Source organism: Caballeronia grimmiae, from assembly GCF_000698555.1.
Taxonomy (GTDB): Bacteria; Pseudomonadota; Gammaproteobacteria; order Burkholderiales; family Burkholderiaceae; genus Caballeronia; species Caballeronia grimmiae.
On sequence record NZ_JFHE01000050.1, the window covers coordinates 1 to 24,631 of the forward strand.

Here is a 24,631-nt window from a genome sequence, read left to right on the forward strand (position 1 = left end):
TCATCAGCGTGGATTTGCCCGCGCCGTTCTCCCCGAGCAGGCCATAGATGCGGCCCGGCACGAGATCGAAGCTCACGCCATGCAGCACGCGCACCGGCCCGAACTGTTTTTCGATTCCTTGAAAGCGCACGGCAAGGCTCATCGTCAGGCGCTCCTTCGTTGGATCAGACGATGCGGCAGCAGCACGCCCGGCACATCGGCGCGAGGATCGCGCAGCCGCTTGAGCAGCAAATCTGCAGCCGCTTCGCCGAGCGCCTGCATCGGCTGGGCAACGGTGGTCAGCGGCGGATCGACGTGCGCGGCCACGGCGATATCGTCGAAGCCGACGACGGCGATATCGTCCGGTACGTGCAAGCCCACGCCGCGCAAGCCGTTCATCACGCCGATCGCGAGCGTGTCGGAGACCGCGAAGATAGCCGTCGGCCTGTCGCATCCGAGCGATGCCAGCTGCACGGCGGCGCGTTCGCCCGCGTCGTAGTCGAGGCTGTCCAGCTCGATGCGCCACGCCGGATTCGGCATGATGCCCGCGGCTTCGAGCGCATCGCAATAGCCTGCAAGCCGCTGGCGTCCGTACAGATAGCCCTGCCCCGAACCGACCAGCGCGATGCGATCGTGGCCCCTGGCTAGCAGATACCGCACGACGTCGCCCGCTGCAAGATGATTGTCGATGCCGACATACGGCACGCCCGCGTCCGGATCGAACTCGCAGCATGCGACCCAGGGCAATGTCGACGCTTCTTCGGCGAGCGCGTTTTGCACGGCGGCGGGATCGAGACAGATCGCGCCATCGGCGCGCCGGCCGCGCAAGAGATCGAAGTAACTGCGCTCGCGCAACGGGTCCGCGCCGGTATCGCACAGCAGCATGAAGTAACCGTTCTGCCGCGCGACGCTGTCGATGCCGCGCACGATCGCCGCATAGAACGGGTTGCCGAAGTCTGGGACCATCGTGAGCAAAAGGCGGCTTTCGGCCGTGCGAAGATTGCGCGCAAGCTCGTTGATGCGATAGCCGCTCGCCGCCACCGCCGCGCGCACCTTGTCGCGCGTGACTTCGCGAACGTTCGTATGGCCGTTGAGCACGCGCGATACCGTCGCGACGGACACGCCTGCGCGCGCCGCGACATCGGCAATCGACACTTCCTCGCGGGATCGAACGGTTTCCGACATGCTGCGCGCCACGACGGCGGACGGGATGTAATGGATTACATTATTTGGTCCGGCGTGCTCGCAAGGCAACCGGAATCCGATAGGGATAAACGCTTAATGCCGCTCGATGTCCCTTATGTCGATCCGGCGCGCGCCCGGTCGTCGTAGTGTATGAGGGCGTCATTGCCCGACCGACGATACCAAAAGGGAGTACGTTCATGCGATTCATGATGCTGATGATCCCGCGCGGCTACGAAAGCGCGGAGCCCGGCACGATGCCGAGCGCCGAAGCTGTCGCGGCGATGATGAAGTACAACGAAGCGCTGCAGAAAGCCGGCGTGCTGCTGGCGCTCGACGGGCTGCATCCGCCGTCGATGGGTGCGCGCGTTTCCTTCGAAGGCGGCAAGCCGCGCGTCACCGATGGCCCGTTCGCCGAAGCGAAGGAAGTGCTCGGCGGCTACTGGATGATTCAGGTCAGTTCGCGCGAGGAAGCGATCGAATGGGCGAAGCGCTGCCCCGGTTCGCCGAACGAGACGATCGAAGTGCGGCAGGTCATGGAGTTCGACGACTTCCCGCCCGATGTGCAGGAAGCGTCCGCGGGCTTCGACGAGATGCAGAAGGCAGCCAAGCGTTGAAGCCTTATCAGCGCGGGATGCCGGTGATATAGATCGGCGTCTGCGTCGATAGCGATTGCTTGACGGCGCGGCCGGTGTCATCGACGAGGACTTCTTCTTCGCCGCGCTCGACCGCCGCCAGCACTTGCTCGACCACGCTCGCGGGCGATGTCTTCGGCGCGGTGACTTCCGCCACCATGTCCGTGTCGATATAGCCGGGATGCACGCCGACCACGAGCGTGCCCTGTCCGCGCAATTCGTCGCGCAGCGCGTTGGTCACGGCCCACGCAGCCGACTTCGACACGCTATACGCGCCGCCGTCCGGCAACACGACCCAACTCAGCACCGACAGCACGTTGATGACCGCGCCGCCGCCGTTCTTCTTCAGCACGGGCGCAAACGCCTGCGTGACGTTGAGCGGTCCGATCGCGTTCACTTCGATGAGATCGCGCACGCCTTGCGTCGATGCCGCATCGAGCAGCGCGCCGCGCGCCAGCGCCCCCGCGTTATTGATGACGACCTGTACATCCGTGTACTTCGCGGCCGCATCGGCGATGTCGGCGGGATTGGTCACATCGAGCTTCACGGCTTGCGCGCCTTCGATGTCGACGCTGCCCGGATTGCGCGCCGCCGCATAGACTTTCGACGCGCCCGCATCCAGCAAAGACTTCACGAACTGCTTGCCGAGACCGCGATTCGCACCCGTGACAAGAACGACCTTTCCTTTGATCTGCATGACAAGCTCCCTATGTGTGTGCATATGCACTAAAGATGGTATATGAAAGCCCGCTTCGATGCGGGCTATGTTCGGTTCAATTAACCCAGTTCGGTCAGCTCGAAGAGCGACTTGCGCAACGCCTTCGCACGCTTCTCGCCGAACTTCGCTTCGAATTCCGCCTGCGCAGCGCGCCATTGCTCGTGGCCCTGCGCCAGCATGGCCTTGCCGGCCGCCGTCAGCTTCAGACCGACGGCGCGGGAACTCGGCGCTTGCTGCTCCATTTCCACGATGCCATCGCGCTGAAGCGGCTTCAGCGCACGGACGAGCGTGGTCCGGTCCATCACCATCGATTCCGACAGTTCGGCCATTTGAATGCCGGGCTTGCGCGAAATCGACGCCATCAGCGTGAACTGCGCCGGCGTGATGCCCGCCACGCTCAGGTGCCGCTCGTAAAGCTGCGAAATATAGCGCGCCGCCTGACGAATGGCGAAGCAGTTGCAATCCAGAGGTGATGAGTTCGTTGTCATGGAATAGAGCTTATCGGTGCATATGCACTCCGTCAAGCACGGCGTTTTTATCGAAACGATAGGCACGGCACAAATCGTCGCGCGAAAGAAGGGGCAAAAACCCGTGCCGCCACGCCGGGCCTGCGAAAGCGCACCGCCGCGCCTGTGCCGAAATCCGCATTCCGTTCGCGACGAATCGACAAGACGCGGCCAATTTGGCTTTCTACATTTGCGCATGTCCGTCGCTGCGGCAGAGGGCAACTCCGTCTTGCCGGCGCGTAATTGGTCGTGTTCCATGCAGTGGTCGTGCGCGATGCAACGGCCACGTCTGACTACTGGATTTCAAACCACAACAGGAGAGGAAACCATGCGTATCCGTACGAGCTTCAAACCGTCGGCATGGATGGTGGCGTGCGCCGCCGTGTTCGCCGCCGCGCCGATGACCGCCGCCGCCGAAGACGTCACGGTGAAAGTCGGTTTCGCCGCGCCTCTCACCGGCGCGAATGCGGGTTACGGAAAGGACCTTCAGAACGGCGTGCAGCTCGCGCTCGACGAAGCCAACGCGAAAAAAATCACCATCGGCGGCAAGACGGCGAAGTTCGAGATCGCGGCGGAAGACGATCAGGCCGATCCGCGCGTCGGCGTGCAGGCGGCGCAAAAACTGGTCGATAACGGCGTCGCGGTTGTCGTCGGCCACTTCAATTCGGGCACGACGCTGCCTGCATCGCCGATCTACAACAACGCCGGCATCCCGATGATCGACCCCGCCGCGACCAACCCGACCATCACGACGCGCGGCCTCGAGAACATCTTCACCGTGATTTCGAGCGATGCGCAGAACGCGGGCAACGCCGGCGTCTACGCGGTGACGACGACGAAGGCGAAGCGCATCGCGATCATCGACGATCGCACGGCCTTCGGTCAGGGCGAAGCCGACGAGTTCGAGAAGGCGGTGAAGGCGAAGGGCGGCCACATCGTCGCCCGCGAGTTCAGCGACAACCAGACCGTCGATTTCAGCGCGCAGCTGACGCGACTGAAAGCCGTGAACGCGGACCTGATCTTCTTCGGCGGGCTCGACCGGCAGGCGGCGGCGGTCGTCAAGCGCATGAAGCAGCTTGGCGTGAATGCGCAGTTCGTGGGCGGCGGCGGCGTGATGGATGCCGATTTCCTGAAGCTCGCGGGCGATGCCGCCGAAGGTGCGCAGGCCTGGGAATACGGCAGCCCGCTCGACAAGCTCCCGCAAGGCAAGGCGTTCGGCGACAAGTTCCAGAAGCGCTTCGGCGTCGCCATTCTGTCGTATGCGCCGTTCGGCTACGACGCTGCGTGGGCCGCCATCAACGCGATGCAGAAAGCCAACTCGGCCGATCCGAAGGTGTATCGCCCGGCCCTGAAGAGCATCTCGTTCGAGGGCATCACCGGCCCGATTGCGTTCGACGAAAAGGGCGCGCTGAAAAATGCGTCATCGACGCTGTATCAGGTCAAGAACGGGCAGTGGGAAACCATCGTCACGAAGCATGGGATGTAACGTGCAGCGTTTCGCGCGTGGCCGCCGCTTCGGCGTCGAGCCACAGCGCGAACTGCTGCAACGCGGGCGACGGCGCGGGCCGCTCCGGATAGACGAGGTAGTAGCCCGCGCCGCTCGGCACGCATAGCGGGAACGGTGCGATTACGCGCCTGGCGCGCAGGTCTTCTTCGATCAGCGAGACATCGCCGATGGTGACGCCGAGCCCCTGCATCGCCGATGACATCGCGAGGTCGAGCGTATCGAAATGCTGCGCTTTCGCCGATGGCAAGCCCGCGTAACCGTACGCGCCGAGCCACAGCAGCCAGTCGCGGCGATCGCGCGTCGGGTGAAGCAGCGTCTTGCCGGCGAGATCGTCGGGCGTGGGCGCCGTGTGCTTGCGCGGCTTCCAGAGTTCGGGCGCGCACACGGGCGTCAGCACTTCGTCGAACAGATGATGCACGGTCACGCCCTTCATCGACGACACCACGGCCGGCACGCCGAAGACGATGGCGGCATCGAAATGCTCGGCGTCGAACTCCACGCCATGCGACACCGACGCCGTCACTTCCACCACGCGTTCCGGCCGCTCGTTCTGCAAGCGGATCACGCGCGGCAGCACCCAGCGCATCGCGCATGTCGGACACTTGACGCGCAGCGTGCCGGACTGGCTGCCGCTCTTGGCGAGCGCGTCGCCGATCTGCGCGAACGCCTGCTGCAGCGGCGCGACGAGCAGCGTGCCTTGGTGCGTGAGCGCAAGCCCGCGCGCCTGCCGCACGAAGAGCGCATAGCCGAGATGCGCCTCCAGTCCGGCAATCTGCCGGCTCACCGCGCCTTGCGTCACGTTGAGCATGTCGGCGGCGCGCGTGAAGTTCAGCTTTTGGGCGACCACGAGGAAGGTCTTCAGCACGTCGAGGGAGGGCAGCGGTTTCATCGGGTTTTTGTCGAGTAGCCATGAGCGAAAAGCATGGCTAGTATGACAAACTTTCGATTGTCGGCGCTTTATTGCCACGGTTGAATCGTGGCAACGCCATAGTGGAGTCAATCGTCGTGCAAAGCGCCTGCGTCCCCGAATCCAAACTGCCGAACGTCGGCACGACCATTTTCACCGTGATCGGCCAACTGGCCGATGAACACGATGCGCTGAACCTGTCGCAAGGCGCGCCCAACTTCGCGTGCGATCCGAAGCTCGTCGAAGGCGTTACGCGAGCCATGCAGGCAGGACATAACCAGTATTCGCCGATGGCGGGCGTTCTCGCGTTGCGCGAGGCGATCGCCGTCAAGACGCAGAAGCTCTACGGCGCGCAATACGATCCGGGCACGGAAGTGACGGTCGTCGCGAGCGCGAGCGAAGGTCTGTACGCGACGATCAGCGCGCTCGTGCATCCCGGCGACGAGGTGATCTACTTCGAGCCGTCGTTCGACAGCTACGCGCCCATCGTGCAGCTTCAGGGCGCGACGCCGGTTGCGATCAAGCTGTCGCCGGCGGATTTCAGCATCGACTGGGACGAAGTCGCCGCCGCCGTCACGCCGAAGACGCGCATGATTCTCGTCAACACGCCGCACAATCCGACCGGCAGCGCCTTCACGCCCGCCGATATCGAGCGGCTCACGGCGATCACGCGCGGCACGAAGATCGTCGTGCTGTCGGACGAAGTGTACGAACACGTCGTCTTCGATGGCGCGTTGCATCACGGCATGGCGCGCTATCCCGAGCTGGCTGAACGCAGCGTGATCGTGTCGTCGTTCGGCAAGTCGTATCACGTGACGGGCTGGCGCGTCGGCTATTGTCTCGCGCCCGCGGCGCTGACCGCCGAGATCCGCAAGGTCCACCAGTTCATGACCTTTTCCGCCGACACGCCGATGCAGATGGCGTTCGCCGAAGCCCTCGCGGACGAATCGAGCTATCTGCATCTCGGGCGCTTCTATCAGCACAAGCGCGACGTGCTGGCGCGGGCGCTCGAAGGTTCGCGTTTCGAGCTGTTGCCGAGCGCGGGCAGCTTTTTCATGCTTGCGCGCTACAGCGCCATTTCGGACGAGCGCGACAGCGACTTCGTGCTGCGGCTGATTCGCGAGGCGCGCGTCGCGACCATCCCGCTGTCGGCGTTTTATACCGATGGCACCGACAATCGTCTGATTCGTCTTTCCTTCGCGAAGGACGACGACACGCTCATCGAAGGCGCGCGCCGCCTTTGCCAGATCTAGCCTTGTTTATTGGAGACCACCACGATGAAGAAGAATCATATTGCGGCCGCGCTTGTCATTGCTTGCTCGTTCGGAAGCAGCGTTGCATTCGCCGCCGATACGCTGCGCTTCGGCCTCGAAGCGCAATACCCGCCGTTCGAATCGAAGTCCGCGACGGGCGAGCTGGAAGGGCTGGATATCGATGTCGGCAAGGCGGTGTGCGCGGCCGCGAAGATGCAGTGCAAGTGGGTCGAGACGTCGTTCGACGGCCTAATTCCCGCGCTGCAGGGCCGCAAGTTCGACGCCATCAATTCCGCGATGAACGCGACCGAGCAGCGCCGCCAGGCCATCGACTTCACGACGGTGGTGTATCGCGTGCCGACGCAACTGATCGCGAAGACCGGCAGCGGCATCGAGCCGACGGCGGCGTCGCTGAAGGGCAAAAGCGTGGGCGTGCTGCAAGGGTCGATTCAGGAGACGTTCGCGAAGGCGCATTGGGAGAATGAAGGCGTGAAGGTCGTGCCGTATCAGGACCAGAATCAGGTCTATACGGATCTGAAGTCCGGCCGCCTGGATGCGACGCTCGTGCTCGCGCCCGCCGGACAAACCGGCTTCCTGTCGAAACCGGATGGCGCGGGCTTCGCGTTCGTCGGGGCGCCGGTGCGCGATGACAAGATTCTCGGCAGCGGCATCGCCTATGGCATCCGAAAGGGCGACGACGCGCTCAAGACCAAGCTGAACGCGGCGATCGAGAAGGTCAAGGCGGACGGGACCATCGACAAGTACGCGAAGAAGTATCTGGGCAATATCGATATTTCGGCGAAGTAACAGTCGGCATGCGCGGCGGCAAGCTGCCGCGCATGGGTGGAACGAGAGCTGCGGATGATGACGTTCGCGGCGTCGCGTTGGTCTTCGGTAACGGTCTCGCCCTTGAACATCGCGTCACGGGCGACGTGGCTCCGGCTGCGGATTTGATCGACGAGCGTCCAGCGTCCGCCTGTCCAGCAGCATTCCCGGACAACAGGCACACTTGCGGATCGACCCCCAGTTAGGAACCGCATGAGCACGCCGACGCCGACCAACGCCGGGCAGCCGCCTCCGCCTCCGCCGCTCGAAGGCGCTCAACTCGTGCTCGCCACCTTCGCCGTGGCGCTCGCGACCTTCATGAACGTGCTCGATTCGTCGATCGCCAACGTGGCGATTCCGACGATCTCCGGCAATCTCGGCGTGTCGGTCAACGAAGGCACGTGGGTCATCACCGTGTTCGCGGCATCGAATGCGGTGTCGATTCCGCTCACCGGCTGGCTCACGCAGCGGCTCGGGCAGATTCGCCTTTTCGTCGGCGCGATTCTGATGTTCGTGCTGTCGTCGTGGTTGTGCGGCCTCGCGCCGACCTTGCCGGTGCTGCTGGTCGCTCGCGTGCTGCAGGGCGCCGTCGCCGGGCCGCTGATTCCGCTGTCGCAAGCCATCCTGCTCGGCTCGTATCCGAAAGAGAAGTCGTCGATGGCGCTCGCGCTCTGGGCGATGACCGCGACTGTCGGGCCGATCGCCGGCCCCGCGCTCGGCGGCTGGATCACCGACAGCTATTCGTGGTCGTGGATCTTCTACATCAACATTCCGGTTGGCCTGTTCGCGGCGGGCGTGACGTGGATCATCTACAGCAAGCGCGAATCGCCGACGCGCAAGGCGCCCATCGACGTGGTCGGGCTCGCGCTGCTCGTCACGTGGGTGGCGTCGCTGCAGATCATGCTCGACAAGGGACGCGACCTCGACTGGTTCTCGTCGCCGCTGATCGTCGTGCTGGCGATCATCGCGGCAATTTCCTTTGCTTTCTTCGTCGTGTGGGAGTTGACGGAGGCGAATCCGGTCGTCGACTTGCGGCTGTTCGCGGGCCGCAACTTCTTTGGCGGGACGGTGGCGATATCGGTCGCGTATGGCGTCTTCTTCGGCAATCTCGTGCTTTTGCCGCAATGGATGCAGCAATATCTGAACTACCGTTCCGTCGATGCCGGTCTCGTCACCGCGCCGCTCGGCGTATTCGCCGTGATTCTTGCGCCGGTAATGGGCAAGGTGCTGCCGCGCAGCGATGCGCGCGTGATCGCGACGATGGCGTTCATCGGCTTTGCGTTCGTGTTCTGGTTGCGCTCGAAGTACGTCATCGAGATCGACACCTTCCATCTCGTGCTGCCGACGCTGCTGCAAGGCATCCCGATGGCGATGTTCTTCGTCCCGCTCACCGCGATCGTGCTGTCGGGCTTGCCGCCATCGAAGATTCCGGCAGCGGCGGGGTTGTCGAACTTCGCGCGCGTGTTTTGCGGCGCGGTGGGCACGTCGCTCGCGGGCAACGCGTGGGACAACCGCATCGCGCTGCATCACGAGCGGCTGACCGAGCAGGCGAATATCTACAACCCGGCGTTTTCCCAGTCGCTCGGGATGTCGCAATCGACGCTCGGCATCAGCGAAGCGCAGGCGCGCGGTATGTTCAATTTCACCGTGAACTCGCAAGCTGCGATGATGGGGCTCAACGATATCTTCCTGATCTCGGCGGTCATTTTCATTTTGATCATTCCACTGATCTGGATCACGAAGGTCTCGAAGGGTGGTGGCGGTGGGGCGGCGGCGGGGGCGCATTGAAGGTGGCGTGCCGCCCGCGCTCTTGCCAAGACGGTTGTCAGTCGGGCAGGAACTCGGTCTCGAGCACTTGCTTCATGGACCAGGGACAGTGATCGGGCAGGTCGGCCATGCCGATCCGCATCTCGTTCGCCGCGGTTATGCTCGCGTCGCCCCACATATCGGCGATCCAGTCTTGGTCATCGAGCATCGGCCGCAGGCTGGGCGTTCTCGCGAGCCGGCGCTCGACGGCGGCGCGTTGCGTGCGGATCGTGTTTCTCCAGCTGTTGCCCCGTCTATCCGGCTGAAACTTCCACTTCAACAAATGCGCAAGCAGCACCGACATCCTGCTTGCGAATTCCCTCTGCTCGCTCTTGCCCACGTCCTCGATTTCCTCTGCAATATGCTCGATATCGATGGCCGAGAGCTTCCCTGCCCGCAGCAACGCAGCCTGTTCCCTGGCCCACGCCACCACGTCCTTGTCATAAGGCGTTCCCATCGGCTCACTCCCGTTGTCCTCAGGATTTCCGGTATCGATCATGCTCTGCAGTTCCTTGCTCATCGAGTCGTCCAAACGGCTAATTCGCGCTACTTCAACCCCAGTTCCACCCGGCTCCCCGCACCCTTATCGTCAATGCCGTCCGCATTCAGCTTCGGCGCGACGACATAAATCCGGCTGCTATCGATCTTCCCGTCGAAGTACTCCTTCACCGCCTGCGCACGCTTTTGCGCCAGATCGCGCAGCGACGAGTCATCGATCGGGGCGTTCTGCATCAGCGCAGCCTTCATGTCGGCATCCGGCACGCTCTTCGTCAAGCCGATCACGTTGCGCGGCTTCTTGAAATCCGCCGACTTGTACACCTTCGTCAGATACTTGTCGTAGTCGTCGCCCGACACCTTCACCGCCGCCCAATCGACGGCGTCGCCGCTATCCGACATGTCGCGCACCTTCGCGCGCTTCACCTGAGCGTCGAGCCACGCGCTGCGCAAGCCCGGCTCGTCCACCTTCGGATCGACGCGGCCCGTCACATCGAGTCTGATCGACGGCTTGTCGGCCAGCGCCTTCGCGATCGTATCGAGCTTTTTCTGCGCGGCATCGCCGAGCGTGGCCGATCCCGCATCGAACTCGACGTAGTTCAGTTCCTCGCCACCGCCGCCGCCGATCGCATGCGCGAGCAGCGAGAACGGCGCAGTCACCGCCTTCTGCACGAGATTGACGATGGCCTGCCACACGAGCCCGCCAATCGAGAACTCAGGGTTCGACAGCGAGCCGGAAATCGGAATGTTCACGTCGATTTCGCCGCGCGAATTCTTCAGCAGCGATACCGCGAGCCGCACCGGAAGCTTCGTCGCGCTCGGATTGTCGATGTGATCGCCAAACGTCAACTGGTCGATGAACAGATGGTTGTTCGCGGTGAGTCTGTCGTCGGCGAGCATGTAATGCAGATCGACGTTGAGCTTGCCCTTCGTGATCGGATAACCCGCGTACTTCGCCGAGTACGGCGTGAGATTCGTCAATTCGACATCGTGCGCGCTCGCGGTCACGTCGAGCGCAGGCTTCTCGATCAGCGGATTGACCTGCCCCTTGATCGACACCGGACCGTTCGCCGCGAGCTTCGCGGTGACATCGACCGGCGCGGGTGTCGTCGAATGCGTGCCGAACGCGCCGATCGTCCCGTTGATCGCCACCAGATTCGCCGTGTAGTTCGGCTTGATGAAATTGTCGGTGTAAGTCACGCGGCCGTTCTGCAACACGAGCTGCCCGAAGCGCATGTTCACAGGCGGACCCGACTTCGCGGTGTCCTGCGGCGCGCTCGCCGCGACCGGTGCGGACGCCGCCGGCTGCGTCACCGATTGCGCCTGCCCGCTATCGCTCACGATGACGTTCTTCAGATTCAGCTTGCCCTGCGCATCCAGCAGCACGCGGCCGTAGAAATTCGCGAACGTGATGCGCGCAGCCTCGACATCCGTCCCGCGCTCGCCGTACGCCGCCTTCACGTTTGTCAGGCCGAGCAGCTTCCAGCCGGCGAAGCGGTCGGACGTCGCCTTGTCGAGCATGCGCACGTCCGTGAGCGATACGTCGCCCTGGTACGAGGCCGCCAGCGTCTTGCCGCTGCCCGACATCGACACGTCGCCGTTCGCGTTCAGAAACGCGCTCGTCACCGCGACATTCAGCCTGTCGCCGAAGTACGGCTCGAACGCGGAGGCATCGACCTGATCGCCTTTCACGTGCAGCGCGAGCTTCAGCGGACTCACCGTCACGTTGCCCGTCACGCCGAGCTCGCCCTTGCCGTTCAGCGTGAGCTTGCCGTCGACGGCGAGCGGCTTCGTCAGATCGTCGCTCAACTGTTTGACATTGACCGATACCGGCGCGACATGCAGCTTCACGGGCCGCGCGGACGTTTCGTCGGTGAAATTAGCCGATGCGTCCGCCAGCGTGATCTCCCCGATCTGGTAGCGCCACGCCGGACCGGCTGCCTGCGCCTTCTGGATCTTGCGCGTCGCGGTCTGTTCGGGCGCGGCTTCGTGCGGGCCGGCAAGCGCCGCAAGGTCGATGCTGCCGTCCTTGCGGCGGGTCGCCTCGAGCGAAAGGCCGCGAAGCTGCACGCTGTCAAGCGCGGCAGTGCGCGCGGCGACATCGACCTTGCTGATGCTCGCGTTCGCCGATGCCAGTTTGATCGGCGCAGCGCCGGTTACGTTCGCCGGGACGAGCGTGAGCGAATCGAGCTTCACATCGCCCGCACCGACCTGCACCGCGGCGTCGGGCTTCGACCAGTCCACCGACACCGGCAGTTTCGCGCCCAGCGTGCCCGACACGACGCGCGCCGCCACCGCGTTCGCGATGTACGGCTGCAGCGGCGGCAACGCGAGCGCGTCGAGTGCGAGCGTCGCGTCGGCGGTTTTGGCGGACAGCGTCACGTTGCCGGCTGCGTCGAGCGCGCCGCCCTTGTCGAGCGCGGTCTTGAGCGTGTAGCGCGCGGGCGTTTTCGCGAGCGTCGAAAAGCTGTCGAGCGTGATCGCGATATCGGTCAGCGCGCCCTGCACTGGCTGCTTCAGCAGACGGTCGTCGAACGTCAGCTTGCCCGCATCGATCGAAAGATGGTGAATGGCGAGATCGAGCGGCGGAGTCTTGTCCCTGGCTTCGGCAGGCCGGGGCGCTTCCGGCTTTGGAGGCGGCGGCGCGAGCTTGCTCACGTTAAACGCGCCGGAAGCATCGCGTGCCAGATGCACCTCCGGACCCGCCAGCGTGATCTCGTCGAACCGGTAAACGTTGCGCAGCGGCTGCATGTCCGCGATCTTCACATGCACCGCACGAGCCGCGACGAGCGGCGCGTTCGCGCGGTCGGTGACCACGGCATCGGCGAGATCCGCGGTTCCGTCGATGCGAATCGTCGGCACGTCGCCGGCGAAGGCGAATCGCACGTTGAGCGCGGTCGTGAGCCGCCCGCTCTTCACCGCGACCGGCAGCGACGCCGGCGCATACGACGCCATCTGCGGCACGTCGAGCGCATCGAGCGTCAGCGCGATTTCGGATTCGCGCGACGTGGCGAACGGCTTCGTGCGGCCCTTCAGCACGAGCGGCGAGCCGTCGATGCGCGCCTGCAGAAGCGGCGTCACGAAAATATCGGTCGCGGACGGCAACGTCGCGATGAACGGAATGCCGAGCGCGAAACGATCGATGACATGCTTCGCGTTCGTCAGCCGGTCGTTGAACTCGATGCGCCCGTTCTCCAACTGAATGTTCGATACCGAGAAACGCGCGGGCCCGGTCGACGGCTCGGGCGCCGGTTTCGAAAACTTCGCGATGAGATCGGAGAAATTGAAATGGTCGGCGTCATAGCGCGCCAGCCGGATGCGCGGCGAGTCGATCCTCAGTTCATCGACGACCGGCGCGAGCCGAAAGAGCGACGTCCAAGAGGTGCGCACGACGAGCCGCGATACATCGACGAAACTGTCCGCGCCGCCCGGCGCTTTCGCGATGTTCGCCGCCGCTTCGCCGAAATGCACGTCGTCGGCTTCGAGTCGCAACGTGTACGGATTGAGCGCAATGCGGCGAATGCTGACAGGGCGGTCGAGTTGCTGCGAAAGCTGCGTTTCGGCGACATGCCGGATCACCGGCGGCGCGACGAAGAAGCCGAGCACGCCGATGATCAGCAGTGCAACGATGAGCCCGATTGTGATGCGCCGGGTGCGGCGCGCGTGAACTACGCCGCGCAGGGTCCGCCCGGCTGTGGTGAAGGTTGACTTCGTCGTGCTTGACATTCGATGCGCGGCGGCGCGTGCGCGCGGGATCGCCGTTCGGAAGGGGGATGCACGAGTATACGACGATGCACCGCGCCAACGTTGTCAAAACTTTTTATGTTCGCTTGCAGTCAAGAAAGCTGGCTATTGCCGCTCGATGGCGGGCGGGGCCCATGTGCCATCGCTGGCCTGCGGCTTGGGCGCATAGAGGCGCATCGTCAACTGGAACTCGCCATCGGGCGCCGGCAGCCAGTTCGACGCGCGCGCCTTCCCCGGCGCTTCGGCTGACACGACGACATCGATCGAGCCATCGCGATTCTTCTTTAGCCGGTCGCGATCCGACAGCGCGATGCGCGCGAGCTTGTCGTCGGCGAGCGCGCCGTCCTTCGTGTACGCGATCAGCGTCCAGAATCCGCGCACCGGCGGAAGCTGGTTCGGCGCGAAATGCAGCACGTACTGGTTCGCGCCGTTGAGCGCGTGGCCCTCGCTGTCCAGATGCGCGACGGGCTTCAATTCGCCGTTCTTCGTCGTCGTGGCGATCTGATGACGGGCCAGGTACGCGCGCAGGATGTAGTCGGTGCCATAGACGCCGACGCCATCGCCGAACCAGGTCCAGCCGTTCTTCGTGATCGCGTTAGCCGGCACGGTGGCGAGGCGCGTGCGGGCATCGGCCACGCCGGAATCGAGCAAGGGCGCGTCGGTCTTTTTGAATTGCACCGGCTCGCCGGGCTTCACGCCGAGCGAGGCAAGACGGTTCATCGCGGGGGTATCGGCGGTGGCGGGCGGATTGGCGTCGAGCGCGCGTGCCAGGCGGGCGAAGAACGCGTTGGCGTCGAGCGCCTCGGCCTGCGCGCCCGGCGATGCCGTCGGCGGCGCGGTGGCCAGGGCCGGCACGGCGGGCGACTGGCCGCTCGAATTGCCCGGCCACGCGCCAGTGACGACAGCGGGCGTCGCACCGGCATCGGTCGCCGCGCCGTTTGCGGGCGTCGCCGTATCGATGCGCATCGCCGTCTGCAGCTTGCGCGCCTCGCGCACGTCGCGCGGGCCGTTCACCCGCACGCGGACCGACAGCCACACATAGCGCGTGCGCGTTTCGACGCGCGTCGCGTTGGCGGGCACCGTGCCGGTCCATCCCGCCGGCACGAAGGCGATCAGTTGCGCCTTCGGATACGGCGTCGTGTCGGCGCTCGAATACAGCGCGTTGGTCCATGCGTCGAACGCGCGGGCATCGAGATAGCGGCCGCGCGGCGCGGCGGGCAGCGAGACGATCACCGGCTCGGCCGATACATCGAGCCACGCGGTGGAATCGAGCGTATCGACGGTCGGCCAGCCGGTCGCACCGACAGGCGGCAGCGCCGTCGCGTGACGGAAGGTGTTGAGCGGCGCGCGGCCAGGCTGCCCGGCGTTGCCGCTCGCCCGCTCCCGCGCAATGTCCGACACGACGAGCGGAAAGCCGAACGTGTAGGCATCCGCGACCTGGTCTTTCACCCATCCGCTGCTGGCTTTGGCTTCGGGCGCCTTGTCGGCGGCGCAGCCGGACAGCAGCGCCATGCCGGTCAGGCTTGCCGCCGCCCAGAAAGTGGCGGTCAGCGGGAATGTCCAGCGTCGGTCTTGAGTCATTCGAATTGGAATCCGGTTCTTGTTCTGCACGGGCGCACGCATGGTGCAGGGAGCAGCGCCGCGGCCTTCGTTCCCCGTCGGGGCTCATCCTCGGCGCTATCTCGGAATTCGGGTTTTAACGTATCCGCTGAGGATAGGCAAGAAATCACCGCGTTCGGCCTATAACAAATAGCCTAGCAAGCCGCGTGCGCCGGCATCTTGTAACATCGAAGTCACGCAACGTCTTTCCTTCAATCCACCGTCATCGAGTCGCCCAGATGTATCTGCCCGCCCACTTCGAAGAAAATCGCACGGACTCTCTGCACGCGCTCATCGCGGCCAATCCGTTCGGCGCGCTTGTCGCGCACGGTCCGAGCGGACTCGACGCGAACCACATCCCGTTCGAGTTCGATGCGGCCACCGGCGAGCACGGCACGCTGCGCGCGCACGTGGCGCGGGCCAATCCGGTCTGGCGCGAAGTTACACCGGGCGAGGACGTGCTCGTGATCTTTCAGGGCGAGGCGGGCTACATTTCGCCGAACTTCTATCCGAGCAAGCAGGAGACGCATAAGCAGGTGCCGACGTGGAACTATGCCGTCGTGCACGCGCATGGCCGCATCACCGTGCGCGACGACGAAGCCTACGTGCGCGGCGTGGTCGCGCGGCTCACGCGGAAGATGGAAGCCGGCGAGCCCGCGCCGTGGAAGATGGGCGATGCGCCGCGCGACTACATCGATCAGATGCTGGCCGCTATCGTCGGCATCGAGATCGAAGTGACGCGGCTCGTCGGCAAGGCGAAGCTCTCGCAGAACAAAGCCGACGCCGACCGCATCGGCGCAATCGACGGCCTGCGCCAGCGCGGCGGCGACGCGGCCGGCGCACTCGCCGACGCAATGCAGGCCACGCTTGGCGATCCCTCGCGCGACTGAAGCGCACAATGCTCCTTGACCTTCCAATCGCTGGAAGGTCGATACTGGTGATATTGATTCAGCCAGATTCGGAGCTTTTCATATGTCATCGGCTTCATCGCAGTCCGCGCGGACCGCCGAATTCGCCGTCAGCGGGATGACGTGCGCGTCCTGCGTCGCACGCGTCGAGAAGATGCTCGGGCGCGTGCCGGGCGTCGAGTCCGTCGCGGTCAATCTCGCCACCGAGCGCGCGACGGTTCACGCAGACAGCGCCGTCACCGACGATCAACTCGTCGCCGCCATCACGAAAGCCGGCTACGAAGCCGCGCTGATCGTCCCGGACGCGCCGCCCGCCGCCGCGCACACACGGGACGGCGAACTCGCGGCGGTCGTCGGCAGCGCGGTCCTGACGCTGCCGCTGCTTGCGCCGATGTTCGGCGGCGCGCTTCCGCCGTGGTGGCAGCTTGCGATCGCAAGCGTCGTGCAGTTCGGCTTCGGCGCGCGCTTCTATGTGAGCGCGTATCGCGCGGTACGGGCGCTTGCGGGCAACATGGATTTGCTGGTTGCGCTCGGGACATCGGCGGCGTGGGGATTGTCCGTTTATCAGATGCTCGCGCACGGCGGGCCGGACGCGCATCTGTACTTCGAAGCGGCGGCGGTGGTCATCACGCTGGTGCGCTTCGGCAAGTGGCTGGAGGCGCGCGCGAAGCGTCAGACGACCGATGCAATCCGCGCGCTCAACGCGCTTCGCCCCGACAAGGCGCGCGTGCGCGATGCCGCCGATCCGTCGCGCGAACGCGAGATTCCGCTCGCGGACGTCCGCATCGGCGATATCGCCATCGTGCGGCCGGGCGAACGCGTGCCGGTGGACGGCATCGTGCGCGAGGGGCGCACGCACGTCGATGAATCGCTGATCACCGGCGAAAGCCTGCCCGTCGCGAAAGAGCCGGGCGCGCGTGCCACGGGCGGCTCGATCAACGGCGAAGGCGTGATCGCGATCGAAACGACCGCCGTCGGCGCGGAAACGACGCTCGCGCGGATCATCCGCCTCGTCGAATCGGCGCAGGCGGAAAAAGCGCCGATCCAACGGCTCGTCGATCGCGTGTCGGCCGTGTTCGTGCCGGCGATCCTCGCCATCGCGGCCGTGACGCTCGGCGGCTGGCTGCTGCACGGCGCAAGCGCCGAGACCGCGCTGCTGAACGCGGTGGCGGTGCTCGTGATCGCCTGTCCGTGCGCGCTCGGCCTCGCCACGCCGACCGCGATCATGGCGGGCACGGGCGTCGCGGCGCGCCAGGGCATCCTCATCAAGGACGCGCAGGCGCTGGAGCAGGCGCACGCCATCGCCATCGTCGCGTTCGACAAGACCGGCACGCTGACGGTCGGGCGTCCGGCTCTTGTCGCATTCGATACCGCGCCGGGCCAGGACCGCACCGACGCACTCGCACTGGCGGCCGCGGTTCAAAGGATGAGCACGCATCCGCTCGCGAAGGCGGTAGTCGCGTCGGCGGCTGAAGCGCGCGCGCCGCACTACGACGCAAGCGACGCTCGCGCGGTCGCCGGGCGCGGCGTCGAGGCGGGCGTGACGGTTATCGGCAGTGATGGGACCCGGACCACGCGGCGTATCGCGATCGGCAGCAGCCGCTGGCTTTCGGAGCTGGGCGCGGACGTGCCGCACACGCTGACTTCGCGCGCCCGCGAACTCGAAGGCCAAGGCAACACGGTGTCATGGCTGATCGATCTCGACGGCGCCCGCGCGCTCGCCCTCCTCGCTTTCGGCGACACGATCAAGCCGACCGCCCGCGCCGCCGTCGACCGCCTGGCCGCGATGGGCGTGCGAAGCGCGCTGGTCACGGGCGACAACGCCGGCAGTGCGCAGGCCGTCGCGCGCGCGCTCGGCATCGCGCCGGACGCGGTCTACGCCGAAACGCTGCCCACCGACAAGGCGAGCGTCGTCGCGCAGTTGAAGGCGGCGAACGACGGCATCGTGGCGATGGCCGGCGACGGCATCAACGACGCGCCCGCGCTCGCCGCCGCCGATATCGGCATCGCGATGGCGGGCGGCGCGGACGTGGCGATCGAAGCCGCCGGCCTCACGCTGATGCGCGGCGATCCCGCGCTCGTCGCGGACGCCATCGACATATCGCGGCGGACGTATCGCAAGATTCGGCAAAACCTGTTCTGGGCGTTCATCTACAACCTGATCGGCATACCGCTCGCGGCGTTCGGCATGCTCGATCCGATGTTCGCCGGCGCGGCGATGGCGTTCTCCAGCGTGAGCGTCGTGACGAACGCGCTGTTGCTCAGGACGTGGCGCGCTCAGGCGGGCTCGGCGGCGGGCGCAGAGCCGTCGGGCGGGCGCGCTGCGAGTTCGATCACGCGGGCCGCCTGACGGGCATTCTTTCGCCGATGTGATCGTCGAATTGAAGACAGCTTGCTTGCTTAAGGTCGCCTGGATAAACGACGCCCGATGCGGGCCATGCACGCATCGGGTGGCGATACAGTAAATGGCCGCCGTAGGCCAACCATTCGTCGCGATACACCGCGGTCATCGCGCATCAGGCATTTCCTAATTGAAATTGCCAATAATCCCTCCGTTTACGAACGTCATCGGCGAGACACAGAAAAGGCACTGCATTCCGACGCCAGTTTCAAATTGCGCCCACGAACAGCTTTGCTAAAATTCAGGGCGCAATTGCCGCGTCCCGTTGAAAGCCGTTATATATCTTCAGTTGTTTCGAACAGACGCTGATTTAACTTATCCCTGTATGCTTCATCTAAAAGAATGAGCGCGTTGTCCGCCACGCTGGTTAACGCTGATTGATATGCTCAGCATATCCGCACGAGTACTTATTGCTACGCCTCGCGCGTCGAAGCATATATTTAACTCAAATTGCAAGGGCATTCTTGCCTGTTGCCACGCGGCCTTTTGTGGTAATGCGCACATTGCGGCGCTTTACCTCGCGGTACTCTGACTACCGAGGAAGTGAAACTGCCTCCGGCGATTTCGCGCACCACCGGAAAATGAGAGATTTTCGGAGCCTGTCGCTGAGCACATTACAAATTCATAACCCCGTGCAATCACAGGTGCTTCAAACGATGGAACGTCAAAACGCCATTCGGGAGAGTGCGCAGTTTTATTTGCGACAGTCCCTCTACGCGCCGGCGCCGGAACGCGTATCGCGTTCACGCATGACACGCTTTATCGAAGACTTCGAAAAGCAAACCGGAGAGCGCTTCGCCGATTACCCCGCTTTGCACGATTACACCGCTCGCGAATATCGCCAGTTCTGGAAATCCTTTCTCGAATCGGCCGAAGGACTCGAATGGTCGGGTATCGCGGAACCCGTTTGTACCGGCGATGAAATCGAAACCGCCCGCTTTTTTCCGAATGTCGAACTGAATTACGCGGAGAATCTTCTCGGCCCCGGCATCGCGCCCGACGACGCGATCGCGCTCGTCGCCTGTTATGCCGACGGCGGCCGCGTCGCCTACACGCGCGGCGAATTGCGCGAGCGCGTCATACGGCTCGCGCAGGCCTTGCGCGAGCTCGGGCTTAAGCCGGGCGACCGCGTCGTCGCGATCATGCGCAACGACGCCGAAGCGATCACCGCCGCGCTCGCCGTCGCCTCGCTCGGCGCGACGCTTTCCACCGCAGCGCCCGAAAACGGCGTGCAGGCCATCCTCGACCGCTTCGCGCCGCTCGCGCCGCGCATGTTGTTCGCGCACACGATGCAGCGCTCGTTCGATACGGCCGGCGCGCTCAGTGCGCACGTCGCCGCCGTGGCCGCCGCGTTGCCGACGCTCACCGACATCGTGTGCCTCGACGAAACGCCGCTGCCGAGCACGGTCACGACGCGTCAGCACGAGATGCGCGAACTCATCGAGCACGGCGATCCGGCGCGGTTCGCGTGGCGGCGCTTTCCGTTCAACCATCCGCTCTTCGTGATGTTTTCGTCGGGCACGACGGGCAAGCCGAAGTGCATCGTGCATGGCGCGGGCGGCACGCTGATCGAGCATGTGAAGGAACATCGGCTGCATAGCGATCTCGGACCCGACGACAAGCTCTTCTTCTTCACGAGCTGCTCGTGGATGATGTGGAACTGGCAGTTGTCGGCGCTCGCGTCGGGCGTGCAGATCGTCACGTACGACGGGCCGGTGGCCGCCGTCGACACGTTGTGGCGCATCGTCGCGAACGAGCATGTCACCGTGTTCGGCACGAGTCCCGCCTACCTGAAAATGAGCGAGGACGCGGGGCTCGAACCCGGCACGCTGTATGACCTGTCCGACCTGCGCGCGATGATGTCGACCGGCGCCGTGCTCTACGACACGCAATTCCAATGGGTGCATCGGCACGTCAAGCCGCTGCAGCTGCAGTCGATATCGGGCGGCACGGACATCATCGGCTGCTTCGTGCTCGGCAATCCCAACCTGCCCGTTCATGCCGGCGAAGCGCAGTGCAAGACGCTCGGCCTGAACGTGCAGGCCTTCGATCATGGCGTGCAGACGAACATGCCGGGCGAGCTCGTCTGCACCAACCCGTTTCCGTCGCGCCCGCTCGGCTTCTTCGGCGACACGGACGGCTCGCGCTTTCACAAGGCGTATTTCGCCGAGAACGAAGGCGTCTGGACGCATGGCGACGTCATCGAGTTTTCGCCGGACGGCGGCGCGCGTCTGCACGGCCGCAGCGACGGCGTGCTCAACGTGCGCGGCATCAACGTGAGCCCCGGCGAGATCTACCGCATTTTGAGCGAAGTGCACGAGATTCGTCAGGCGATGGCCGTGCCGCAAACCGGCCCGCGCGCCGGCGAGGGCGGCCAGCGCATCGTGCTGCTGCTCGTGCTGCGCGAAGGCGAGCATCTCAACGCGACGCTCGCCATCCGCATCCGGCGCGAACTCACGCGGCACGGCTCGGCGGCGCTCGTGCCGGATGTCATCGTGCAGGTCGGCGGCTTGCCGGTCACGCACAACGGCAAGCCGTCCGAAGCCGCCGCTCGCGATGCCGTCAACGGCCTGCCCGCGCGCAATGTGTCGTCGCTCGCGAATCCGGATTGTCTCGATGGCATTCGCGAACATCCGCTGCTCGCGCGCGCGCAGCCCGACTTGCCCGCGCCGGGCGAATCGGCGGAGAGCATCGAGGCGTATCTTTGCGCGCTGTGGGAGCAGTATTTCAGCTTCTCGCCGATCGGCCGCGACGACAACTTCTTCGAACTCGGCGGGCACTCGCTGCTCGCGGCGCGCATGCTGGCCGACATCAAGCGGACGACGAACCGCACGCTGCCGATCGCCACGCTCATCGTCGCCCCGACGATCGCGCGGCTCGCGGCCGTCATCGCCGCCGATCCGAGCATGAGCGCCGAAAGCTCGTCGCTGGTGCAGATGCGCGCCGGGCGCGGACGGCCGCTCTTCATGGTCCACAGCATCACCGGCTCCGTGATGGAATGCCTGACGCTCGCCGGCACGCTGCAAAGTGAGCGTCCGGTCTACGGCCTGCAGGCGCTCGGCCTCGATGGCGATGAAGCGCCGCAGCGCAGCGTCGAGGACATGGCGCGCGCCTACGTGCTGCGCATGCGCGGCGTGCAGCCGAGCGGGCCGTATGCGCTCGTCGGCTATTCGTTCGGCGGGCTGGTTGCGTTCGAGATCGCGCAGCAACTCGTGAAGGCCGGCGAGCAAATCGAAATGCTCTGCCTGCTCGATACCTATGTGCACGAGCGCTGTCTGCCGCTCACCGCGTGGGCGCGCTATCAGGCCAGCATGATCGCCTACCGGATGCGCGAGTTCCGGGCGCTCGGCACGCGCGAGCGCATTGCGTACGTGCGCGGCAAGGCACTCGCGATGAGGGATCGGGTACGCATGCGTCTCGGCAAGACGGCGCAGCGCCCCGGTCCCGAAACGCGCGGCCTGCCGCCGCCGCTGATGCTCGTGCGTGAGTCGATGCGCGTCGCGATGACGACCTACAAGCCGCGCCGCTATCTCGGCGGACCGATCGTTTATGTGCGCGCATCGATCCAGCAAGACGATCGCGGCGATCCGTTGCCGGTATGGCGGCGCGTCGCGAAGCAGGGCTTGCGCATCATGCAGGTGGAAGGCCGGCATAACGATCTCGTCGTCGAACCGCAGCTTCTTACCGTTGCGCTCGCCCTGACGAACGCGCTCGCGGGCATCTGAAGCCGCAAGCTTTGCCCATGTCCGGCCGCCCTGCGGGCGCGCCGGCATTCCCGGGCTGATCCGATTCGCCCGAATTCAGACAAGCCCGATAGGAAACGGCTGGGCGCCTCCGCATACTCTCGGAATCTGTAAAAAAGCCGCATCCAGAGATTCGGAATCGGCGCAGTGGACTGCTGCGCCACGCCGCCCGCACCATCGCTGTTCCGTTCGCTGAGTTGCCGGCCATGCTCAATCCGTCAACGCCCGAGACCGCCTTGTCATCCTCGCCCCTCGTCACTGTCGTCATTCCCGCCTTCAATGCAGAATCGTTCATCGGCGAAGCGATCGCCTCGATCCGGTGTCAGACAATCGAAGACTGGCAGCTCATCGTCGTCGACGACGGCTCCGCTGACCACACCCTGTCCGCCGCCCGCGAAGCCGCCGGCGACGACAGCCGCATCCGCCTCATCCGTTTCGACCGCAACGAGGGCATCAGCACCGCATCGAACGCCGGCTTCGACGCGGCGCAGGGCGAGTTCATCGCGCGCGTGGATTCGGACGACCGCCTGATCCCGCACCGGCTTGCCGCACAGGTCGCCGCCTTCAGGGAAAACGACCGTCTGGCCGCAGCGGGTTCCCACGCCAGCGTGTTCGGCGACGCTCCGGCCGGCATCGCCTATTGCGCCCGGGGTGACGCCAACATCAAGGCTCGCCTGCTCGACGGTGTCAATACGATCAGCGGCGGCACGCTGATGGTGCGGCGCTCCTTCGTGCGCAAGCATGGCATCCGGTTCGACGACGCCGCCCGCAGCGCCGAGGACCTCGACTATCTGGCATCGGTCATGGCGGCGGGCGGCCAGCTCGAGAACGTCGACGAAGTGCTCACCGAGCACAGGGCGCATCGCGGCAGCTTCACCAGCAGCCGGGGCGACGTGGCCGCTCCGTGGCTTCAGACGATGCGCCGCCGCCTCATTGCGCTCTGGTACCCCGACCTCGACCCGAGCGCCATCGAACGCGTCGTCATCCCGTTCCTCAACACCTATCCGAACTCGTCCGACGAACCGCTCGCCATCGTCAGCGCGATCAACCGTCTCGTGATCACCCAGGCTGTCGACTTGGGGCAGGACGTCTCCATCGTCCACGGAATTCTTCTCGACCGGATGCGCAAGATGCTCGGCATCTATCAGGACAACAAGCTCCTCGACGCGACGCAAATCCAGTCCATTCGTCACTTCGTTGCCCCCGCGACGCGCGACGCGCTCGATCAGCTCACGTTCTAAACGGAGCGTTGCTCGCTTCACGACGAGCGCCGCCGACGGCTTGCAAGCCGTTCGCGGCGCTCGTTGCATTTCCGGCTACGTCAATTACGTCGCACGCGCCGTCCATCACCGGCTGCATGATGAGTTGACGCTTTCGTACTAGCTGCGAGGCGTATCGCTTCTATCGCCGTTGCGCGGCGTTTGCTCTACTAGCGGCACGCTCGCCCGATTGCGGCGACGCTTTCTCTGGACGGAGCCACGCATGTCAGCCGAATCACGCCTCAATCAACTGGTGCTTACCGTCGCGTGTCCGAGCGCGGCCGGACAGGTCGCCGCCATCGTCGGCTTTCTCGAGCGGCATCACGGCTATATCGACGAACTCACCGTGTTTGACGACGACCTCAGCGAACGCTTCTTCGTGCGCTGCGTCTTTCATGCCGCCAGGCGCGACGAAACGCTCGACCTCGACATGCTGCAACGCGAGTTCGCATCCATTGCCGCGCGCTTCTCGATGACCTGGGCGATTCACGATCTCGCCGTGCGTCCGAAAGTGCTCATCATGGTGTCGAAGCTCGAGCACTGTCTCGCCGATCTGCTGTTCCGCTGGCGCATGGGCGAACTGAAGATGGATATCGTGGGCATCGGCTCGAACCATACGGACCTCGCGCCGCTCGCGCAGCAGCATGGCCTGCCCTTCCATCACTTGCCGATTACCGCGGATACCAAGTCGCAACAGGAAGCCCGCCTGCTCGATCTGTTCGATACGTCAGGCGCGGAACTGATGATCCTCGCGCGCTACATGCAGATTCTCTCCGGCGATACGAGCCGCAAGCTGGCGGGGCGTGCGATCAACATTCATCACTCGTTCCTGCCGGGCTTCAAGGGTGCGAAGCCCTACCATCAGGCACATACGCGCGGCGTCAAACTGATCGGCGCGACGGCTCACTTCGTCACCGACGATCTCGACGAAGGCCCGATCATCGAACAGGAAGTGGAACGGGTCGATCATTCGTATAGCCCCGACCGCTTGCTTGCGACCGGGCGCGATGTCGAATGCATCACGCTGGCGCGCGCCGTAAAGGCGTTCGTCGAGCGGCGCGTGTTCATCAATGGTGAGAGGACGGTGGTGTTGCGTTGAGTCTCCCAAACGCGAAAGCGCCGCTGAAAAGCGGCGCTTTCTTCATCGCTAAGCCTGCAACCCGG

Annotated in this window: 18 protein-coding genes; 10 read left to right on the forward strand and 8 right to left on the reverse strand. The window is 64.8% G+C overall.

Annotated features, from left to right (window positions below):
- The coding region (locus BG57_RS31990) for an ATP-binding cassette domain-containing protein (protein ID WP_152562722.1) at nt 1-142 on the reverse strand (142 nt) is incomplete at its 3' end.
- A gap of 2 nt (nt 143-144) precedes the next feature.
- Complete coding sequence (locus BG57_RS27675) at nt 145-1,164, reverse strand: LacI family DNA-binding transcriptional regulator (protein ID WP_035970112.1); 1,020 nt, start codon at nt 1,162-1,164, stop codon at nt 145-147.
- A gap of 197 nt (nt 1,165-1,361) precedes the next feature.
- Here BG57_RS27675 and BG57_RS27680 point away from each other — a divergent pair, with 197 nt between their 5' ends.
- A complete protein-coding gene (locus tag BG57_RS27680; protein ID WP_035970091.1) occupies nt 1,362-1,778 on the forward strand; it encodes a YciI family protein in 417 nt (138 codons plus the stop codon).
- Between the two features lie 7 nt (nt 1,779-1,785).
- Here BG57_RS27680 and BG57_RS27685 read toward each other — a convergent pair whose 3' ends face one another.
- Together BG57_RS27685 and BG57_RS27690 are read right to left on the reverse strand one after the other, a co-directional pair.
- Nucleotides 1,786-2,493 (reverse strand): SDR family oxidoreductase, encoded by a 708-nt coding sequence (locus BG57_RS27685; protein ID WP_035970092.1) that lies wholly within the window; start codon nt 2,491-2,493, stop codon nt 1,786-1,788.
- Between the two features lie 80 nt (nt 2,494-2,573).
- Nucleotides 2,574-3,002: a MarR family winged helix-turn-helix transcriptional regulator gene (locus BG57_RS27690; protein ID WP_035970113.1), complete on the reverse strand. Its 429-nt coding sequence runs from the start codon at nt 3,000-3,002 to the stop codon at nt 2,574-2,576.
- 346 nt (nt 3,003-3,348) lie between these two features.
- On the opposite strand from BG57_RS27690, the gene BG57_RS27695 reads away from it, so the two are divergent.
- Entirely contained in the window at nt 3,349-4,506 is a 1,158-nt protein-coding gene (locus tag BG57_RS27695; RefSeq protein ID WP_035970093.1) for a branched-chain amino acid ABC transporter substrate-binding protein, read from the forward strand.
- Here the strand turns inward: BG57_RS27695 and BG57_RS27700 are convergent.
- Nucleotides 4,487-5,416 (reverse strand): LysR substrate-binding domain-containing protein, encoded by a 930-nt coding sequence (locus tag BG57_RS27700; RefSeq protein ID WP_035970095.1) that lies wholly within the window; start codon nt 5,414-5,416, stop codon nt 4,487-4,489. The two genes, BG57_RS27695 and BG57_RS27700, sit on opposite strands and share 20 nt — an antisense overlap.
- Before the next feature lie 116 nt (nt 5,417-5,532).
- Between BG57_RS27700 and BG57_RS27705 the strand changes: the two genes are divergently transcribed.
- The 3 genes from BG57_RS27705 (at nt 5,533) to BG57_RS27715 (ending at nt 9,300) form a co-directional block, all read left to right on the forward strand.
- On the forward strand, nt 5,533-6,687 hold the full coding sequence (locus BG57_RS27705) for a methionine aminotransferase (RefSeq protein ID WP_035970114.1): 1,155 nt from the start codon (nt 5,533-5,535) through the stop codon (nt 6,685-6,687).
- 24 nt (nt 6,688-6,711) lie between these two features.
- Complete coding sequence (locus tag BG57_RS27710) at nt 6,712-7,494, forward strand: ABC transporter substrate-binding protein (protein ID WP_035970096.1); 783 nt, start codon at nt 6,712-6,714, stop codon at nt 7,492-7,494.
- Nucleotides 7,495-7,725: 231 nt separating this feature from the next.
- A complete protein-coding gene (locus BG57_RS27715) occupies nt 7,726-9,300 on the forward strand; it encodes a DHA2 family efflux MFS transporter permease subunit (protein ID WP_035970097.1) in 1,575 nt (524 codons plus the stop codon).
- Nucleotides 9,301-9,337: 37 nt separating this feature from the next.
- On the opposite strand, the gene BG57_RS27720 is transcribed toward BG57_RS27715, so the two are convergent.
- From BG57_RS27720 to BG57_RS27730, 3 genes are all read right to left on the reverse strand, one after another.
- Nucleotides 9,338-9,775: a DUF29 domain-containing protein gene (locus BG57_RS27720; RefSeq protein WP_035970115.1), complete on the reverse strand. Its 438-nt coding sequence runs from the start codon at nt 9,773-9,775 to the stop codon at nt 9,338-9,340.
- Nucleotides 9,776-9,864: 89 nt separating this feature from the next.
- Nucleotides 9,865-13,539, reverse strand: coding sequence for a DUF748 domain-containing protein (locus tag BG57_RS27725; protein WP_035970098.1), 3,675 nt, complete (start codon nt 13,537-13,539; stop codon nt 9,865-9,867).
- Nucleotides 13,540-13,662: 123 nt separating this feature from the next.
- Nucleotides 13,663-15,138, reverse strand: a complete 1,476-nt coding sequence (locus tag BG57_RS27730; protein ID WP_035970100.1) for a DUF1254 domain-containing protein — start codon at nt 15,136-15,138, stop codon at nt 13,663-13,665.
- Nucleotides 15,139-15,395: 257 nt separating this feature from the next.
- Between BG57_RS27730 and BG57_RS27735 the strand changes: the two genes are divergently transcribed.
- The 5 genes from BG57_RS27735 (at nt 15,396) to purU (ending at nt 24,566) form a co-directional block, all read left to right on the forward strand.
- Nucleotides 15,396-16,046 (forward strand): FMN-binding negative transcriptional regulator, encoded by a 651-nt coding sequence (locus tag BG57_RS27735; RefSeq protein ID WP_035970101.1) that lies wholly within the window; start codon nt 15,396-15,398, stop codon nt 16,044-16,046.
- An 82-nt stretch (nt 16,047-16,128) separates the two neighbouring features.
- Complete coding sequence (locus BG57_RS27740) at nt 16,129-18,414, forward strand: heavy metal translocating P-type ATPase (protein ID WP_229754026.1); 2,286 nt, start codon at nt 16,129-16,131, stop codon at nt 18,412-18,414.
- Between the two features lie 707 nt (nt 18,415-19,121).
- The gene (locus BG57_RS27745) at nt 19,122-22,190 is read left to right on the forward strand and encodes an acetoacetate--CoA ligase (protein WP_035970102.1); all 3,069 of its coding nucleotides are present in this window, start codon (nt 19,122-19,124) and stop codon (nt 22,188-22,190) included.
- Nucleotides 22,191-22,414: 224 nt separating this feature from the next.
- A complete protein-coding gene (locus BG57_RS27750) occupies nt 22,415-23,449 on the forward strand; it encodes a glycosyltransferase family 2 protein (protein WP_229754027.1) in 1,035 nt (344 codons plus the stop codon).
- 241 nt (nt 23,450-23,690) lie between these two features.
- Nucleotides 23,691-24,566: a formyltetrahydrofolate deformylase gene (gene purU, locus BG57_RS27755; RefSeq protein ID WP_035970103.1), complete on the forward strand. Its 876-nt coding sequence runs from the start codon at nt 23,691-23,693 to the stop codon at nt 24,564-24,566.
- Nucleotides 24,567-24,631 lie beyond the last annotated feature (65 nt).

Excerpts from the sequence above, each read along its gene's own strand:
- BG57_RS27735 (WP_035970101.1), top strand. The coding sequence starts at position 15,396 with ATGTATCTGCCCGCCCACTTCGAAGAAAATCGCACGGACTCTCTGCAC.
- BG57_RS27745 (WP_035970102.1), top strand. The coding sequence starts at position 19,122 with ATGGAACGTCAAAACGCCATTCGGGAGAGTGCGCAGTTTTATTTGCGA.
- BG57_RS27715 (WP_035970097.1), top strand. The coding sequence starts at position 7,726 with ATGAGCACGCCGACGCCGACCAACGCCGGGCAGCCGCCTCCGCCTCCG.
- BG57_RS27740 (WP_229754026.1), top strand. The coding sequence starts at position 16,129 with ATGTCATCGGCTTCATCGCAGTCCGCGCGGACCGCCGAATTCGCCGTC.
- BG57_RS27700 (WP_035970095.1), bottom strand. The coding sequence starts at position 5,416 with ATGAAACCGCTGCCCTCCCTCGACGTGCTGAAGACCTTCCTCGTGGTC.
- BG57_RS27680 (WP_035970091.1), top strand. The coding sequence starts at position 1,362 with ATGCGATTCATGATGCTGATGATCCCGCGCGGCTACGAAAGCGCGGAG.
- BG57_RS27730 (WP_035970100.1), bottom strand. The coding sequence starts at position 15,138 with ATGACTCAAGACCGACGCTGGACATTCCCGCTGACCGCCACTTTCTGG.
- BG57_RS27750 (WP_229754027.1), top strand. The coding sequence starts at position 22,415 with ATGCTCAATCCGTCAACGCCCGAGACCGCCTTGTCATCCTCGCCCCTC.
- BG57_RS27725 (WP_035970098.1), bottom strand. The coding sequence starts at position 13,539 with ATGTCAAGCACGACGAAGTCAACCTTCACCACAGCCGGGCGGACCCTG.
- BG57_RS27720 (WP_035970115.1), bottom strand. The coding sequence starts at position 9,775 with ATGGGAACGCCTTATGACAAGGACGTGGTGGCGTGGGCCAGGGAACAG.
- BG57_RS27710 (WP_035970096.1), top strand. The coding sequence starts at position 6,712 with ATGAAGAAGAATCATATTGCGGCCGCGCTTGTCATTGCTTGCTCGTTC.
- purU (WP_035970103.1), top strand. The coding sequence starts at position 23,691 with ATGTCAGCCGAATCACGCCTCAATCAACTGGTGCTTACCGTCGCGTGT.
- BG57_RS27695 (WP_035970093.1), top strand. The coding sequence starts at position 3,349 with ATGCGTATCCGTACGAGCTTCAAACCGTCGGCATGGATGGTGGCGTGC.
- BG57_RS27685 (WP_035970092.1), bottom strand. The coding sequence starts at position 2,493 with ATGCAGATCAAAGGAAAGGTCGTTCTTGTCACGGGTGCGAATCGCGGT.
- BG57_RS27690 (WP_035970113.1), bottom strand. The coding sequence starts at position 3,002 with ATGACAACGAACTCATCACCTCTGGATTGCAACTGCTTCGCCATTCGT.
- BG57_RS27675 (WP_035970112.1), bottom strand. The coding sequence starts at position 1,164 with ATGTCGGAAACCGTTCGATCCCGCGAGGAAGTGTCGATTGCCGATGTC.